The 16,755-nt window shown below is 37.8% G+C and carries 8 protein-coding genes and 1 pseudogene; 8 read left to right on the top strand and 1 reads right to left on the bottom strand.

The window, feature by feature from the left end:
- Positions 1-241 precede the first annotated feature (241 nt).
- The 6 genes from ACESQI_RS21300 (at position 242) to ACESQI_RS21275 (ending at position 12,640) form a co-directional block, all read left to right on the top strand.
- Positions 242-967 (top strand): T9SS type A sorting domain-containing protein, encoded by a 726-nt coding sequence (locus ACESQI_RS21300; protein ID WP_002558831.1) that lies wholly within the window; start codon positions 242-244, stop codon positions 965-967.
- Between the two features lie 129 nt (positions 968-1,096).
- A complete protein-coding gene (locus ACESQI_RS21295) occupies positions 1,097-3,901 on the top strand; it encodes a hypothetical protein (RefSeq protein WP_373127065.1) in 2,805 nt (934 codons plus the stop codon).
- A 28-nt stretch (positions 3,902-3,929) separates the two neighbouring features.
- Positions 3,930-6,197, top strand: a complete 2,268-nt coding sequence (locus ACESQI_RS21290) for a GH92 family glycosyl hydrolase (RefSeq protein ID WP_373127063.1) — start codon at positions 3,930-3,932, stop codon at positions 6,195-6,197.
- A gap of 95 nt (positions 6,198-6,292) precedes the next feature.
- Positions 6,293-10,342 carry a two-component regulator propeller domain-containing protein gene (locus ACESQI_RS21285; RefSeq protein ID WP_373127061.1) on the top strand — a complete coding sequence of 1,350 codons (4,050 nt, stop codon included), beginning with the start codon at positions 6,293-6,295 and terminating at the stop codon, positions 10,340-10,342.
- Between the two features lie 98 nt (positions 10,343-10,440).
- Positions 10,441-11,499, top strand: coding sequence for a glycoside hydrolase family 130 protein (locus ACESQI_RS21280; protein ID WP_007483501.1), 1,059 nt, complete (start codon positions 10,441-10,443; stop codon positions 11,497-11,499).
- Between the two features lies 1 nt (position 11,500).
- On the top strand, positions 11,501-12,640 hold the full coding sequence (locus tag ACESQI_RS21275; protein WP_256142205.1) for an SGNH/GDSL hydrolase family protein: 1,140 nt from the start codon (positions 11,501-11,503) through the stop codon (positions 12,638-12,640).
- A 65-nt stretch (positions 12,641-12,705) separates the two neighbouring features.
- Here ACESQI_RS21275 and ACESQI_RS21270 read toward each other — a convergent pair whose 3' ends face one another.
- A complete protein-coding gene (locus tag ACESQI_RS21270; protein WP_002558825.1) occupies positions 12,706-14,511 on the bottom strand; it encodes a long-chain fatty acid--CoA ligase in 1,806 nt (601 codons plus the stop codon).
- Between the two features lie 89 nt (positions 14,512-14,600).
- Here ACESQI_RS21270 and ACESQI_RS21265 point away from each other — a divergent pair, with 89 nt between their 5' ends.
- A complete protein-coding gene (locus ACESQI_RS21265) occupies positions 14,601-15,668 on the top strand; it encodes a M20 family metallo-hydrolase (protein WP_373127058.1) in 1,068 nt (355 codons plus the stop codon).
- Positions 15,669-15,850: 182 nt separating this feature from the next.
- Positions 15,851-16,680, top strand: a pseudogene (locus ACESQI_RS21260) (ATP-binding protein); the annotation flags it as partial.
- Positions 16,681-16,755 lie beyond the last annotated feature (75 nt).

Genomic DNA, 16,755 nt, shown 5'->3' with positions numbered 1-16,755 from the left:
TAGTAATTAGACTTCAGGTAATACATAATAGTAGATTTTAATTAGTAATACGATTAATTGAGGCACAAATATAAGAACCATTCAATACTTTAAAGTATGTTTATTTAGCAAACGAGTATACAGCGCAATAATATCTGAAATAAAGATTTAGCATAACAATATGAAAAAATAACAGACCTGTGCAATAACCCCAATCTCCTATATTTGCCACACATTTATTAATCATTTAAATTCAATGCGTATGAAAACTTTAAATTTACTACTTACAACCGGAGTACTTCTGGTAAGCTCGTTCATCATTAGTGTAAATGCACAGACTCAGTCTATTAGCCTGGACCCCGAAGAATGGTCGGAAGGCAAGAACATGGACATTTATGAAGAAGAAGGTAATTTAGTACTCGAAGTCTGGACCGCAGCCGAACCAGCCTGGCAAGAGACGTATATCCGTATTATAGACCTGGATCTGGAAAAATACCCTAATTTCAGTATTACGACCGAAGGGGATGAAGGCGCACAATGGAATGTTAAAATAGCAGCACCCGATCTTCCGGATCAGGCATCTCTACTTACTGGTTCTACAGCAGGTGGTGGTGACTCTTCTGAATTTGGAGAATTCAACTTCGAGGGGACCATACCTTCTATTTTAGGAGAAGACAGTGGAGAAGTTTCTTTTGAACTGTATCTATGGGTAATCGGACAAGGACAAAGATTAGTAATCAGTGATCTACATTTTTATGGAGACGGCGGAACCGGTTTAAATCAAGTATTCAATCCTACGACACTGACTAATAAACCCGGAGGATTTGTATTGAATAATGTAGAAAATAAAGCTATTACTATTTTTGGTTCGACCGGAGCTATAATAAAAAGTATAATATCAGCTAATAGCAAACAAGATATAGATCTTCCGGCAGGGCTATATCTCGTTAAAATCGGGGAAAAAACAACAAAAGTAATTGTTAATTAAAATTCAGAATATGATTATCTGTAATCACGCATATTAACCGACTAAAAACTATAAATAAGAACAGGTTATATATATATGATGCAGATAATCATAAATTTGTAAATTCTTAATCCTCATAATGAAAGTACCATGAAGAAACAAGTATTATCTTCTCTATTCATTTTATTTCTGCCATTCTGTATTTGTGCACAAATACCTGATACGGAACAACTCCGTGAATCGGATAAGAATCAAAGCAGGGACTTAAGTATCCCGGGATCACGATTAGTTCTAAATCCTTTTGCTTTTTATAATGCAACTCCCTCAACTACTCCATCTGATTTTTCAAACCATCCTTCACTCCCGCTAAACATCGGTTATCTTAGTACGGAACGTATCGGCGAACGGCGTATAGATAATGCTTTATTCCTATATCGATACAAAGGGCAATCGTCTGCTTCTACTTTAGAAACCGGCTGGCAAGCCGATCTAACCAGCACAGTAAAGTGGTATCCTGAGAATGGTTCTAAATTAGAGATTATCGAAGAAGGACTCAAGATGAGTGTAAACAGTAACGCAAATCCTTCCTATAAATCACTAACTACCACCAATCGTATTTCTATTGATCTGGATAAGACTCCAATACTCACTTTATACATGCCACAAGCTTCCGGAAAATGGTCTCTCAAAATTAGAAACACCCAAAATGAAGAAGTTACCCTTCGAACGGATGCATCCGGTACAGGAACCTTTGAATACGATTTACGCGAACTTACTACCTGGAAAGGTAATCAAAGAATCTCTTTCAACTTATGGGCTATCGGTTTAAATTCTTACTTTGTACTCGGTGACATGCGCTTCATTGGCATAAACGGTGAAGAGGCCTGTGAAGAAGCAGTCTCTTATTCAACCGAATGGTTACCCAATGAACTACCCTTTAAAGCCACTTATTCCGATGGAACCACTCTCACCGGAACCGACTTCTTCTACGATAAGAATACCATCGCCCGACAAATTAAATTTGATCCGTCAAACAACAATAGTTCTTTTATACTTGCAGGTTATTACGCAGGTAAAGATATATCAGTAACCAATGACATTCTGAAAACCAATAATGGTACATTCTCATTTGCTGTAAAATCTGATGTATTTTCTCCTTCCGAAATTATTTTCTACAAAAGTAAAATTGAATTAAAATCTCAAATAAACGGTTCATCCAATCCTGGATATGGCCCTTATTGGGCTGTAAAATTCAATATTAATTCACTTCAAAAGAATGAGTTAAGAACAGCTGTCGCCTTCTCATATAGTAACGACAAAGAAGATTCCTCTACTATAACCAATCGTATCAATGCTCCGTTTAATGGGGATAATATGCAAACTCAATATGCCGAACGTAAGATGTTTTGGAACAACTTCCTAAAAAAGGTTCCCTGCCCTTCAAACTTCTCTATCGAAACTGTAGATAATTATGGTATAACAGCCGAACAAGTCAGAAGAGATTATTACAACGCCTGGGTATTCGTAGCTCAAAATGTCCTTGAACCAGATCCGGTACACTTTCCTTATCCACAAGTAGTAACAGGTAAGGGATCTATGTGGGACGAATCGGATGATCGGGCTCCTTATAGTGCTACCTGGGAGAGTTTCTTTGGCATACAATTCTATGCTTTCATTGACCCGGAAACGGCTTGGGACGCTTTTGAAGGACTCATGTCACTCACTGACAAAGATGGGGTAATAGGGGGTGAAAGCCTTCCGTCCAGAAAAGCCCAAACAGCCTGGATACTTTATCAAACCACCCAAGACAAAGAACGTCTTGAAAAAATATATGCTCCATTAGAAAGATATCTAAACTGGCGACTGGTTTACCCACATTGGATATATAATTCATATCCGGATAAAAATAAGAAAGATGCGGAATTTGCCTTCTCTGCTATTATTGATATTGATTATATGATCAAAATTAGTGAAATAATCCGTGATGAGCAAACAGCAAATGAATGGAGAACCAAACAGAAAGATTTTTATAATCAGTGCTTACCCTGGTTCTGGCGTACACCAACAACTTTTCCTTCACAGTATTATGATCTTTCCACACAAGGCAGATCTGAAGGGCATCCATATTGGGTAACATCCGGTCTGCACATGAATTTGCTTTCAGGAGATTATCTCGAAAGTTTATATTCACTTTTTTCTTTCAATTTCAATCCGAAAAAGAATTTTGGAGGTTCGGGTATGGGATTTCCAAAATATCCAGATGTTAGCTATACATTATATGGATTACTTGAACATCAAAAAACAAAAAAAGCTGAGAATGTAATCGATGCTTGTATCCGAGATATCTGCCGCTCCGGAGGATGGTTCTCCGAACAGTATGAAACAACTGATACACCTTATCCAACAGGAGTACGCCCCTCTCTATTCGGTGCCAGTATGATAATTGACTTCGTAATGATCAAAAATGGTTTTCGATACGATATGGGAGTACCTTATATCCAGAATCTATTCCGAAAAGCAGCTACAATCAGTGGTATCCGTTATGGAAACGACGTACTTAATATAGAATGTGATACAGAAGGAAATTATTCCATCAGTGGAAGCTATATAAATACTCCCCGGATCATCCGGACAAATTATGGAGAATCAGTTCCCGTCTACAAAGACGGGAACCCAAGTCAGATAAAAGTAAACAATGTGAATGATGAAATAATGAAAATATCCAACAATTACACATCCAGTCCGTTTGTTAGCATATATGTTCCACTAAATCAAATCTACTCGCTTTACCTATATGATTTGAAAGGCAGTTTGCAAGCAATTCTCGCCAATCAAAAAGTATCTACAGAAAGCGAAAAAAAATACTATTTAAACAATTATCACCCACAACCTTACTTAATCTGCCTGCACCTTCCTGGAGAATTATATTCTAATAAAGTAATCGTTTCTCATTAAATTAGCCACCTAAAAATACCGAGACATCATGAACAAGCCAGCCCTTCTTTATATAGCTTCTTATCTTTTTACAATACTATTATCCGGTTGTTCTTCTGAAAATACTAAGACTCCGGTAGATTATGTAAACCCATACATGGGTAATATCAGTCATCTGTTAGTACCAACCTATCCGACCGTACATCTGCCCAATAGTATGCTAAGAGTATATCCTGAAAGAGCCAATTATACCTCCGAATTGATTAAAGGTCTGCCTATTGCCGTTACAAGTCATAGAGGAAGTTCCGTGTTCAACCTCAATCCATTTCAGGGGAATGAATCCGATGCCTGTTCTGAAGTCTATTACTCATACGACCAAGAAAAAATAACTCCTTACCGTTACACCGTTTTTCTTGATAAAAATAAAATCAACGTTGACTATGCACCCTCACACCGGTCAGCCATTTACACCATACAATTTGAAGAAAACCGGAAAGAAGCTAATTTTATTTTATTGAATGTAGGCAACGGAAAGCTAACATTCAATGAAGAAGGTCATATAGAAGGGTATCAGATAATTGATAATAGCCAAACCAAAATATACCTATATTTAGAGACAGAACAAAAGCCTCACTCTACCGGGTTCCTATCCGGCACATCCGTCTATTATGGAGCAAGCAGTATCAACGGTGAAAATAAATCTGCTGTTCTGAAATATAATAAAGAAACACAAACCATAAATATCAGATATGGAATCTCTTTTATTAGCAGTGAACAAGCTAAAAGTAATCTAAGAAAAGAAATCAGAACCTTTGATGTTAATCAGGTAGCCGAAAAAGGAAAGGATATCTGGAATAAGGCTTTAAGTAGTATCTCTGTAAAGGGAGGAAATGAAAACGATAAAATAGTTTTCTATACCTCCCTATATAGAGTATACGAACGAATGATCAATATCTCGGAAGAAGGAAAATATTACAGTGCATTCGACCATCAAATACATAACGATGAAGGAATTCCTTTCTATACGGACGATTGGATCTGGGATACTTATCGGGCTGCCCACCCATTACGTATTCTGATAGATCCGGAAGCAGAACAGGCAATGATTCACTCTTATCTTCGTATGGCCGAACAATCCGCAGAATTCTGGTTACCTACATTTCCGGAGATCACAGGTGATAGCCACCGGATGAATGGAAATCATGGAGTAATCGTTCTCTGGGATGCATACATTAAAGGACTTACTAATTTTGACCTGGAAACTGCCTATAAAACCAGCAAAGGGGCATTAACCGAAAAGACCCTTCTGCCTTGGCAAAAAGCACCTTACACAGAATTAGACACATTCTATAGGACAAAAGGATACTACCCGGCTTTACATCCGGACCAAGAAGAGACAGTAGCGCAAGTTTCTCCTACTGAAAAGCGACAGGCAGTAGCCGTCACTTTAGGTACCTGCTATGACGATTGGTGCCTATCACAAATAGCAAAGAAATTAAATTTTGACGATGATTATAACTACTTCTTAAATGCTTCCTACAACTATCGGAATCTATTTAATGAAGAAACTTCTTTTTTCCATCCGAAGGACAAAAATGGTAATTTCATTATGCCGTTTGATTATCGATATGCAGGAGGACAAGGAGGAAGAGAATATTATGATGAAAACAACGGATGGATTTATCGTTGGGATGTTGCTCATCGTATTTCCGACCTGATCACATTAATGGGAGGAAAAAAGCAGTTCATCCGCAATCTTGACGACTTATTCACAGAACCACTTGGAATGGAAAAATTTCTATTTTATCGTCAATTTCCGGATCATACAGGCAATGTTGGCCAATTTTCCATGGCAAATGAACCATCGCTCCACATCCCTTATCTGTATAATTATGCCGGTAAACCCTGGATGACTCAAAAGCGCATCAGACAATTGCTCAAACAATGGTTCAGAAACGACCTGATGGGAGTTCCCGGTGATGAAGATGGGGGAGGTTTATCAGCCTTTGTTGTATTTTCGTCTATGGGATTTTATCCGGTAACACCGGGAATTCCTGTTTACAATATCGGAAGTCCGTTATTTCAGTCTATAAAAATAGATTTAAAAAATGGAAAGACTTTCGAAATAGAAGCTCTCAATAATTCAGAAGAAAACAAATATATTCAATCGGCTACTTTAAACGGTAAAAAGTGGAATAAGCCCTGGTTTAGCCATGACGAAATAAAAAATGGTGGAAAATTAATTCTTATAATGGGGAACAGAGCGAACCCGGAATGGGGGAGCTCTCCTGAGTCCGTACCTCCTTCCGGCGAATAAGTCCCATTATGACTTTTTAATACCATTGCTGTTTTTTTAAGACATGGAATCAGGCCAGATCGTATAACTTTGTCCAATCAAGACAGAAAAACACCATGCAGAAAGTATTATATCTACTTACTTTGTTACTCATTACTGTATATACATATGCCGATGTCTCTCCGGTCGTCATAAACAGGTTAACCAATAATGAAGGCTTATCTAACAGTTCGGTGAATGTAATCTACCAGGATTCCAACAATTTAATGTGGTTTGGGACATGGGATGGCTTGAATTTATATAATAGCCGTGAATTCAAAACCTTCAAACCCAACCCCAATGTTCCTGGTAATATTACTAATAATATAATCAGAGATATCATTGAAACAACAAAAGGTAGACTATGGATCACTACAGATAATGGGATCAATCTATACACTCCAGAAGCTATGCGGTTTCAATCTTTCTTCTATGATAACAAAGAAAATTCCATCTTTAAAGAACGCTCTTTTTTAATCTGTAAAAACAGCCACAATAAAGTTATAGCTTCAGTATACAACACTGGATTATATTATTTTGATGAAGAACTGTCGGATTTCATCCTTATAAGAAACTTAAAAGAAACCTCCTTGAAAAAACTATTTTTTGATAAGGATGATAATTTATGGCTATTCACTGACAACAATTCATTATACAGAGTCAATCTGGACTGGAGTAAAAACAAGCCTGATATAAAAGATATAAAACCGGTCATCTTAAGCCAGTCATCCCATGATGTTTTTTACAATCTATACACAAATCAGATATGGGAACAAAATGAAAACAGACATATCAATATCTATGATGTACCAACTGAAACAAAAATAACGGAAATACCTTTCTCTAAAGTCATCTCTTCTATTATTTTTGAAAAGACCGGCTATGTCATCGGTACAGCCAATGGCTTATTTTCCATCCAGGCCCAAAACCATGAAATAACAACTCTTATAGAAGATATCCCTGTTTTTTCTATTTATAAGGGAACACAAGATATACTATGGGTAGGTACAGACGGACAAGGTGTTATTATGCTCACACCAAAGAATAATCGGTTCACATCCTATTCATTAAAAAATTCATCTATTTATGGACTCAGTCCGGTACGCTGTTTTTGGGAAAATCAAAACAAACAATTATTCATTGGTACCAAAGGCTCTGGCCTATATATCTTTCAAGATGATACTACCGAAAATCTTTTTGCACAATTTACGACTAATAATGGTCTGATCAACAACTCCGTCTATGCATTAGCAGGAAAGGAAAATGACATATGCTGGATAGGAACAGATGGTAAAGGACTAAATTATTGGGATTATAAAACAAAAAAATTATATACTCTGAAAATGAATGAGAAACTTGATATCATTTCCGTTTACGCCATTTATATTCAGAATGATCATACACTATGGATAGGTACGAATGGATTCGGACTCTATAAATTAACTATAGACCGATCAAAAACTCCCTATGAAGTCACAGAATATAAACAATTCATCTATCAGGATCATAATAAGAAAGGGCTTAGTAACAATGTTATTTTCTCTATTATTCCTGATGATCATAACGGTTTATGGATTGGTACCCGGGGAGGAGGACTCAATCATCTGGACACACATACCTATACTTTTACCACCTATCGCTTTTCAGAAAAAGAAATGTCCTCCATCAGCAACAATGATATCATTACTTTATACAAAGATCCTGACCATCAGCTATGGATAGGAACCAGCCTCGGACTTAATCTCATGCAAAAATACGAAAAGGGAACGATATCTTTCAAACATTATACCGAGAAAGATGGTATGCCCAATAATACGATACATGGCATACAAGCAGACAATGATGGTAATATATGGATCAGCACAAACAAAGGATTAGGCAAATTATCCAAAAATAACGATAAAATCATTTCTTACTATCAAAACGACGGACTACAAAACAACGAGTTTTCTGATGGTGCCTCCTATAAGTCTTCCTACACAAACAATTTGTTTTTCGGTGGTATTAATGGATACAATAAATTTGACCCCCAAAGTATTCCTGAAACCACTTTCTCTCCCCGGCTTAATTTCGATGATTTTCTTATAAACAATGAGAATGCTGACATCCGTAAATTTACTAAAAAGATCAATGGAAAAAAAATGATTGTGCTCAACCATACTGAAAATCTGATAGGGTTTAAATTTACTCCGATCGATTACATATCAGGTATGAAATGTGAAATAGAATATAAACTTGCGCCTTATGAAAAGAACTGGATACAAATGGGAACTTCACAGCTAATTGTACTCAATAAATTACCATCGGACGACTACATATTAAAAATCAGATTTAACAATGCCAATAAAATCTGGTCAGAGGATATCTACGAAATTCCGATCCGTATACTTCCACCATGGTGGCTGAGTAAATGGGCTTATCTTTTCTATTTTCTTACATCCATCAGTATTCTATTTGTTATCTATTCAGTAGTTAAAAATAGAATCCAAATGAAACATACATTAGAACTAAGCAATTTGGAGAAGACTAAAACGGAAGAAATTCATCAAGCCAAACTTAGGTTCTTCACAAATATAGCACATGAATTCAGTAACTCGTTAACTTTGATTCTCGTTCCTTCAGAGCAATTACTAAAAATAAGAAATATGGAGCCGGAGGCTAAAAGATATGTTAGAACAATACACTCTAATGCCGGACGGATGCAAAAGCTCATTCAGGAACTGATTGAATTTCGTAAAGCAGAAACTGGTTTTTTAGAGTTACAAACTGAAATTGTTGACATACATGAATTTGTAAAATACATAACTGATTATTTCACAAATACCGCAGCACAAAAAAACATACAGTTTTCAATTCAGATACAAGATGATACCAACACATGGATCACTGATCGCAGTTGTTTTGAAAAGATCGTATTTAATATTATATCCAATGCTTTTAAATACACCCCAATAAATGGATATATCCATTTATCTATCAGTCAAATTAATGAACATCTTATCCTTCAAATCAAAAATAACGGGAAAGGAATTAAGAAAGAAGATATTCATCTCATATTCAATCGATTCAAGATACTTGATCAGTTTGAAAAACAAATGGCGCAAGGAGAAAACAGGAATGGAATCGGATTGGCACTCTGCAAAGCTTTAACTGATCTTTTGAAGGGTACAATTGAAGTGGAAAGTGAACTAAATGATTATACTCAATTCACCATATCTCTTCCGGCATTAGAACTCACAAACAAACAACCGGTCTCAATGCCTCCATTGGTAACAGAAGAACCGCCCATAAATACAGAGTATACAGATATTACAGAATTGGCAGATACGGACACTAACAACATGTCTCAAACAGTAATCCTAATTGTAGAAGACGATAAAGAAATCAGTAATTTACTATATGGCTTATTGAAACATAAATATAGCTTATTGTTTGCTTCTAATGGGAAAGAAGGTGTAGAAATGGTAGAAAAGAACAGTATCCATTTAATTATCAGCGATATCATAATGCCGGAAATGAATGGAATTGAATTTGTCAATCACTTAAAGGATAAAAGTACAACTGCCAACATACCAGTAATTTTTCTCTCCTCCAGAACCTCTATTGATAATCAAATTGAAGGATTACAAACCGGAGCAGATGCTTATGTAGGAAAACCTTTTAATTCAATGCTCCTTGAAACAACCATTGACCGTCTTCTCACAAGCCGCAGAAGCTTAAAAGATTTCTATGCTTCTCCTTTATCAGCTATTGAAAAAATTGAAGGAAAAACTGTTCATAAAGAAGAAAAAGAATTTATCCTGAAACTAACCAGGATTGTTTCTGAGAATATAGACAACGAAAACCTATCAATCGAAATGCTTTCCAATGAAATGGGAATCAGCAAAATAATGCTCTACCGTAAACTGAAAGAGATAAAAGAAGAAACCCCCACTGAATTCATCCGAAAAATAAGAATGAATCAAGTAGAGAAATTATTGAAAATGACCAACAAGACAATACAGGAAATAATGTTTGATTGTGGTTTTAATAATAAAGCGTACTTTTATCACGAATTCAGCAAGCAATTTAATCTTACTCCTGGAGAATATAGAAAAAAACATGGTTCAAAAGCTATGAATGAATAAGCATCATACTCTTTTGTAATCCTACGATACCGGGTTTTCCGATAAGCGGCGTTTCTTTGTTTTGATTTTTAATTTTATCATAAAAAACATACTAAGAAATGAGAAAGACAGATTTAGCTTATCGCTCAGAACTGAATCCACTGATTAAACCACAGGATTTAGCCCCTATGATACCGGGTATGGAAATAGCTTGTATTTTCAACCCGGGAGTATTTAGATTTAATAACAAAACCTGCTTGTTACTACGTGTTGCCGAAAGGCCAATTCAAACAGACGGAGAAATATCCACTATCATCAGAAACTCCAACGGACAATTTGAAAAAATAACTTTCAGAAAAAGTGATCCGGACCTTGATGCTAAAGACCCGCGCGTAATACGTTATAAGGGCCAGGATTATCTCACCACATTGTCTTACCAACGATTATTATTCAGCGATGACAATATTCATTTCTATGAAGATATAAACTACCCTCCCATTTTTGGTGAAGGCCAACTGGAGAGTTTTGGAATCGAAGATTGCCGTGTATCATATATCGATGGTAAGTTCAATCTAACCTATTCTGCCATATCCCCGGTAGCCGTCGGTATCGGTTTAATGCAAACCACAGACTGGCAACATTTCGATCGTAAAGGTCTGATATTCCCTCCTCATAATAAAGATTGTGCTTTTTTTGAAGAAAAAATCAATGGCACACATTATGCCTTGCATCGTCCCAGTTGCCATGAATTAGGAGGAAATTATATTTGGATAGCGCAATCTCCCGACTTGGTTCATTGGGGGCAGCATAAATGTATTGCATTAACCCGCCCGGGTATGTGGGACGAAGCAAGAATTGGTGCCGGTGCATCCCCTATAAAGACTCCTGAAGGATGGTTGGTTATCTACCACGGAGCAACCTATGATAACAGATACTGTCTTGGTGCCATGCTGCTCGATCTAAACGATCCTTCTGTTGTTCTTTCACGTTCTATTCATCCAATCATGGAACCATTAGAGCCTTACGAGAAAACAGGTTTCTTCGGCGAAGTCATTTTCTCAAACGGACATTATTTGGAGAGAGATACCATACACCTTTACTACGGTGCCAGCGACGAGATCATTTGTTATGCCCGAATGTCAGTCACAGAAATCGTAAACAATCTCAAAGGTAATTAATATGAATTTCAATAAAGCACGTACACTTTACTTCCACAATCTATTGATGGTATTTTGCTTCTACCTATCCTCAGCCACCGTAACTGCTCAAAATACGGCCATCATGCGAGATGAGTGGTATCAAAGAAGTATAAAAAATACTTATACTACCGCACCGATACAAGAGATATTCAAAAGAGCTGAAGTAAACAAGAAGTTAACTGTTGGAGTAATAGGCGGATCGATAACTGCAGGAGCAAACGCATCCGATTTTCAGCAAACAGCCTATGCTCCTTTGGTTGTTCAATGGTTTCGTAAGAAGTTTCCTCAAACTGAAATACATTTTGTAAATGCAGGAATAGGAGCTACTAACTCACTTTTCGGTGTACACAGAGTCGACGGGGATTTACTTTCATACAAACCCGACATTGTTATTATAGAATTTAGTGTCAACGATCAAGGCGAGTCAAGAACAAAAGCCAGCTATGAAGGACTTATACGTAAGATTCTGAAATCAGAAAACAAACCTGCCATACTTGCATTAGGACTGATGGATATGCAAGGAAACTCATGGCAGAAATATCACTTAGAGGTCTGTAATCATTATCACATTCCGTATATCAGCTATCGTGATGCTTTATATCCTGAAATACAGAATGGTAATATGGTATGGAGCGAAATTTCTTCAGATGAAGTACACCCAAATGACAGAGGACATCAAATTATCAGTAATTTAGTCACTCATTTTTTAGAGGAGATATTCAACGAGAAAACTCTACCGGTTCCACTTACCCAGAATAGATATGAACAAGCCTGCATATATCCGTTCACTCATATCGACAACCCGGATTGGGAACTGACTTCAAGAGGATGGAGCACTACTCATAAAGGTAAACCACTGGAATTTACAGTCAAAGCCTCCATAATCACAATTATGTTTGAGAAAACAATCAATTCTCAAAAAGCGGCAAATGTATATGTTACTCTTGATAATGGTAAACGGCAAAAACTCAGTACATTCTTTAAAGATGGCTGGGGAAATTATATGTATCCGGAAATTATCTTGGACTCAAATAAGAGTGAAAGTCATATTATAAGTTTTGAATACGATGACAAAAGCGGTAAAGAATTCATTCTTCATAACATCCAAATCGTTCCATAGATAAAATAAAAATCCCACTACCGGATTTTAATCTGATAGTGGGATTCTCTTTTTATGATTGCTAATTACTCCTCGTACATCTTATCTATCATCTCTTTGTAGTTTTTGGCTACCACCGGACGTTTTAGTTTCAATGTATTTGTCAACTCACCCTTTTCCATACTGAACGGTTCAGGCAAGAGTGTAAAGCGTTTTATCTGTTCATAATTAGCAAATTGTTGCTGCAAGGTATCAATGCGGGCACGGAACAATCCTACAATCTTGGGATGCTGCAACAATTCTTCCATATCCTTATATTCAATACCTTTCTCTTTGGCGTAATCTTTCACAAAGCCATATACCGGAACAATCAATGCAGATACAAACTTACGCTGATCGGCAATAATAGCAATCTGATCGATATATCGGTCAATGACTAACTTTGTTTCAAGAGCTTGCGGAGCAATGTACTTACCATTGGATGTCTTGAACAAATCTTTGATACGCTCCGTCAGGTATAACTGCCCGTTCTTAAAGTATCCGGCATCACCCGTATGAAACCATCCATCAGCATCAATGGTAGCTGCGGTAGCTTCCGCCTTCTTATAATATCCTTTAGTGATAGTCTTTCCACGCAGCAGAATCTCATTATCTTCTCCTATCTTCACTTCTACATCCGGCATCACCTGGCCTACCGAACCAATATCATAACCAGTCTTGGAAGTACAAGAGACGGTAGCCGTAGATTCTGTCAATCCATAACCTACCAGCATATCAATACCCACAGAATGAACGAACTCACAAATTTCATCGGGTACCGCCGCACCGGCAGTCGGAAAGAAATTACCATTTTCAATACCAATTGTTTTCTTCAGCAATGAATAAATTGTTTTCTCGTAAAACTTATATTTCAAATGAAGCATTAACGGCGGAGTCTTTCCCTGACGTATATAGTCAATATTGTGTATTCTGCCAACACGGATAGCATCCATCATCAATGTTTTCTTGATACCGGTCGTCTCGGCAATCTTTTCCTGTACACCCGCATACACCTTCTCCCAAAAACGAGGAACGCTACACATTAGTGTGGGACGAATTTCCTTGATTGTCATCTGAATATCGGCAGGACGAAGGTTAACGCAAATCTGCACCCCCTTATAGATGCAAAGATAGCTCCATGCTTTCTCAAACACATGAGTCAACGGCAGGAAATTCATAGAGACGTCTTCGTCCGTCATATCCACCAGGCGAATATCATGGATCCGGAACGCTTCAAGGAAACAAGAGTGATGCAGCATTACACCTTTCGGCTCGCCCGTTGTACCGGAAGTATAGAGAATATTAGCCAAGTCATCTTCTGAAGCACGTGAAGTTCGCTCTTCCACCACCTCATTGTGGGGTAGCCCTTCACCCATTTCCAGAAACTCATCAAAATAAATAGACGACACATCACGGGGATCTTTCACCACATCACGGTCGAAAATAATAATCTGCTGTAACGACGGACAGAAGCCAAATATGCTAAAGGCAGCATCATACTGAAACTGTTCGCCCACAAACAAGAAACGTATCTGTGCATCATTAATAATGTATTGCGCCTGTGCCGGAGAACTGGTAGCGTAAAGCGGAACCGTCACTGCACGATTAGCAAATGCTGCAAAATCTACAAAAAGACATTCCGGCTTGTTTTGCGAAAAGATACCGATATTTTCTTCTTCCTCTACACTAAGTGCAACAAGAGAACTTGCAGCTTGTTTTACGGTTTCTGAAAACTGATTCCAGGAGATAGGAATCCATTGTGCAGTCTGGTAATCACGATATCGAAGAGCTGTCTTATCACCATACTTTTGAGCCTGACGATGGACCAAGACAGATAAATGATGTTCAATCATATCTATTTGTTGTTAGTAAATATAGGGCAAAGATATTAGTTTTATTTGAAACTATCGCCTTTTTCAATAATTATCAGTAAGTTTGCACCATGAAATATGACGTATCTTATCTGACAACGGAGGCCGTAAGCCTGCTTAAATCGCTTATAGCCATCCCCTCAATCAGCCGTGAAGAAACTCAGGCTGCTGACTATCTGCAAAATTACATTGAAGCAGAAGGCATGACTACCGGACGTAAAGGCAACAACATTTGGTGTCTTAGCCCGATGTTTGATTTGAAGAAACCCACTATTCTACTCAACTCGCACATTGACACAGTAAAGCCCGTAAACGGCTGGCGTAAAGCCCCTTTCACTCCACGAGAAGAAAACGGAAAACTCTATGGGTTAGGTAGCAATGATGCCGGTGCCAGTGTAGTAACGTTATTACAGGTGTTCCTGCAACTATGTAGAACGGAGCAATCATACAACCTTATTTACCTTGCTTCCTGCGAAGAAGAGGTATCTGGCAAGGATGGTATCGAGAGTGTATTGAAAGGCCTTCCCCCCATTTCATTTGCTATTGTGGGCGAACCCACCGAAATGCAACCCGCCATCGCCGAAAAAGGTCTTATGGTACTGGATGTCACTGCCACCGGGAAAGCGGGACATGCTGCCCGCAACGAAGGTGACAATGCTATTTACAAAGTACTGGATGACATTGCCTGGTTTCGCGACTACCGTTTCAAGAAAGAATCACCTTTATTAGGTCCGGTCAAGATGAGTGTTACGGTAATCAATGCCGGCACACAACACAATGTGGTTCCGGACCGCTGTACATTTGTAGTAGATGTGCGAAGCAATGAGTTATACTCTAACGAAGAACTGTTTGCCGAAATACAAAAGCATATTAGTTGTAAGGCTGAGGCACGTTCCTTCCGTCTGAACTCCTCACGCATCGAAGAGAAACATCCTTTTGTTCAAAAGGCCATCAAATTGGGGCGTTCACCTTTTGGTTCCCCTACTCTTTCAGATCAGGCACTGATGCCGTTCCCATCAGTTAAAATAGGGCCGGGACGTTCATCCCGTTCACATACAGCAGACGAATATGTGATGCTAAAGGAGATGGAAGAGGCAATAGGGCTATATTTGGAATTGCTGGACGGATTAAGTCTTTAAACATCAGTTAGATTTGGATAAAGATATACTCTTTATATATGCAAGTGATATTTACTTGAGGTGTTTTTTCATTCTTTAATTCTAATGAAAAATGAATAAAGGAAGAGAAAAGGTTGCGTATCCAAAAACTTATTACATATTTTACGTTACACATTTTGTGTAACGTAAAATATGTAATTATGATGAAACCGAATAATCCCTTTTTAGTTTACGGCTATCATAGCCCGGCATACTTTTGCGACAGAGAGACTGAAACTCAAAAGATCACATCGGCTTTGAACAATGAGCGAAACCTTACCCTCATTGCTCCCCGACGCATGGGTAAAACCGGTCTTATCAAAAATGTGTTTCACAATATGGCAGAGCAGGAAAAAAAATATTCTGCTTTCATATGGACATCTACTCTACCCGTGACTTAAAAGCATTCGTCCAATTATTGGCAAGGACAGTGCTGGGAGAGTTGGATACATTGTCACAGAGTGCACTCAGAAAGCTGATGTCTTTCTTTAAAAGTTGCCACCCGGTAATCAGCGCAGATGAGAGGACCGGAACACCAACCGTAACACTCGATTTTCTACCGGAACAATCAGAGCAAACATTAAAAGAGATATTCGACTATATAAAAGACTCCGGGAAACGTTGTTATCTTGCCATTGATGAGTTTCAGCAGATAACAGAATATCCGGAAAAGGGAGTAGAAGCACTGTTACGATCTTACATTCAGTTTACACCTAATGTACATTTCATTTTTTCCGGTAGTAAGAAGCATGTCATGGAGGAAATGTTCACTTCGGGCAAGCGACCTTTCTACCAAAGTACTCAAATGATGGTCCTGAAAGAGATTCCGAAAGAAACTTATTATCAGTTTGCTTCGAGATTCTTCGAAAAAGCAGAAAGAGAACTCCCGAAAGAGATATTTTCTTACATTTATGATCTGGAAGACGGACATACCTGGTATATACAAACAATTCTGAACAGGCTCTACGAAACAAGCTATAAAACTATTAATAATGCGAATCAGCAGTTCGATATTTGGTCTAAACCTGTACAGAATGAACTAAAGGGATTGCTGATAGTTTATCCGCAA

Origin of the sequence: Bacteroides sp. HPS0048, from assembly GCF_964240755.1 — a bacterium.
GTDB classification, from domain to species: Bacteria; Bacteroidota; Bacteroidia; order Bacteroidales; family Bacteroidaceae; genus Bacteroides; species Bacteroides nordii.
This window is presented reverse-complemented; position numbering and strand designations above follow the sequence as displayed.

Coding starts and splice junctions, on each gene's coding strand:
- ACESQI_RS21300 (WP_002558831.1), top strand. CDS start 242: ATGAAAACTTTAAATTTACTACTTACAACCGGAGTACTTCTGGTAAGC.
- ACESQI_RS21295 (WP_373127065.1), top strand. CDS start 1,097: ATGAAGAAACAAGTATTATCTTCTCTATTCATTTTATTTCTGCCATTC.
- ACESQI_RS21290 (WP_373127063.1), top strand. CDS start 3,930: ATGAACAAGCCAGCCCTTCTTTATATAGCTTCTTATCTTTTTACAATA.
- ACESQI_RS21285 (WP_373127061.1), top strand. CDS start 6,293: ATGCAGAAAGTATTATATCTACTTACTTTGTTACTCATTACTGTATAT.
- ACESQI_RS21280 (WP_007483501.1), top strand. CDS start 10,441: ATGAGAAAGACAGATTTAGCTTATCGCTCAGAACTGAATCCACTGATT.
- ACESQI_RS21275 (WP_256142205.1), top strand. CDS start 11,501: ATGAATTTCAATAAAGCACGTACACTTTACTTCCACAATCTATTGATG.
- ACESQI_RS21270 (WP_002558825.1), bottom strand. CDS start 14,511: ATGATTGAACATCATTTATCTGTCTTGGTCCATCGTCAGGCTCAAAAG.
- ACESQI_RS21265 (WP_373127058.1), top strand. CDS start 14,601: ATGAAATATGACGTATCTTATCTGACAACGGAGGCCGTAAGCCTGCTT.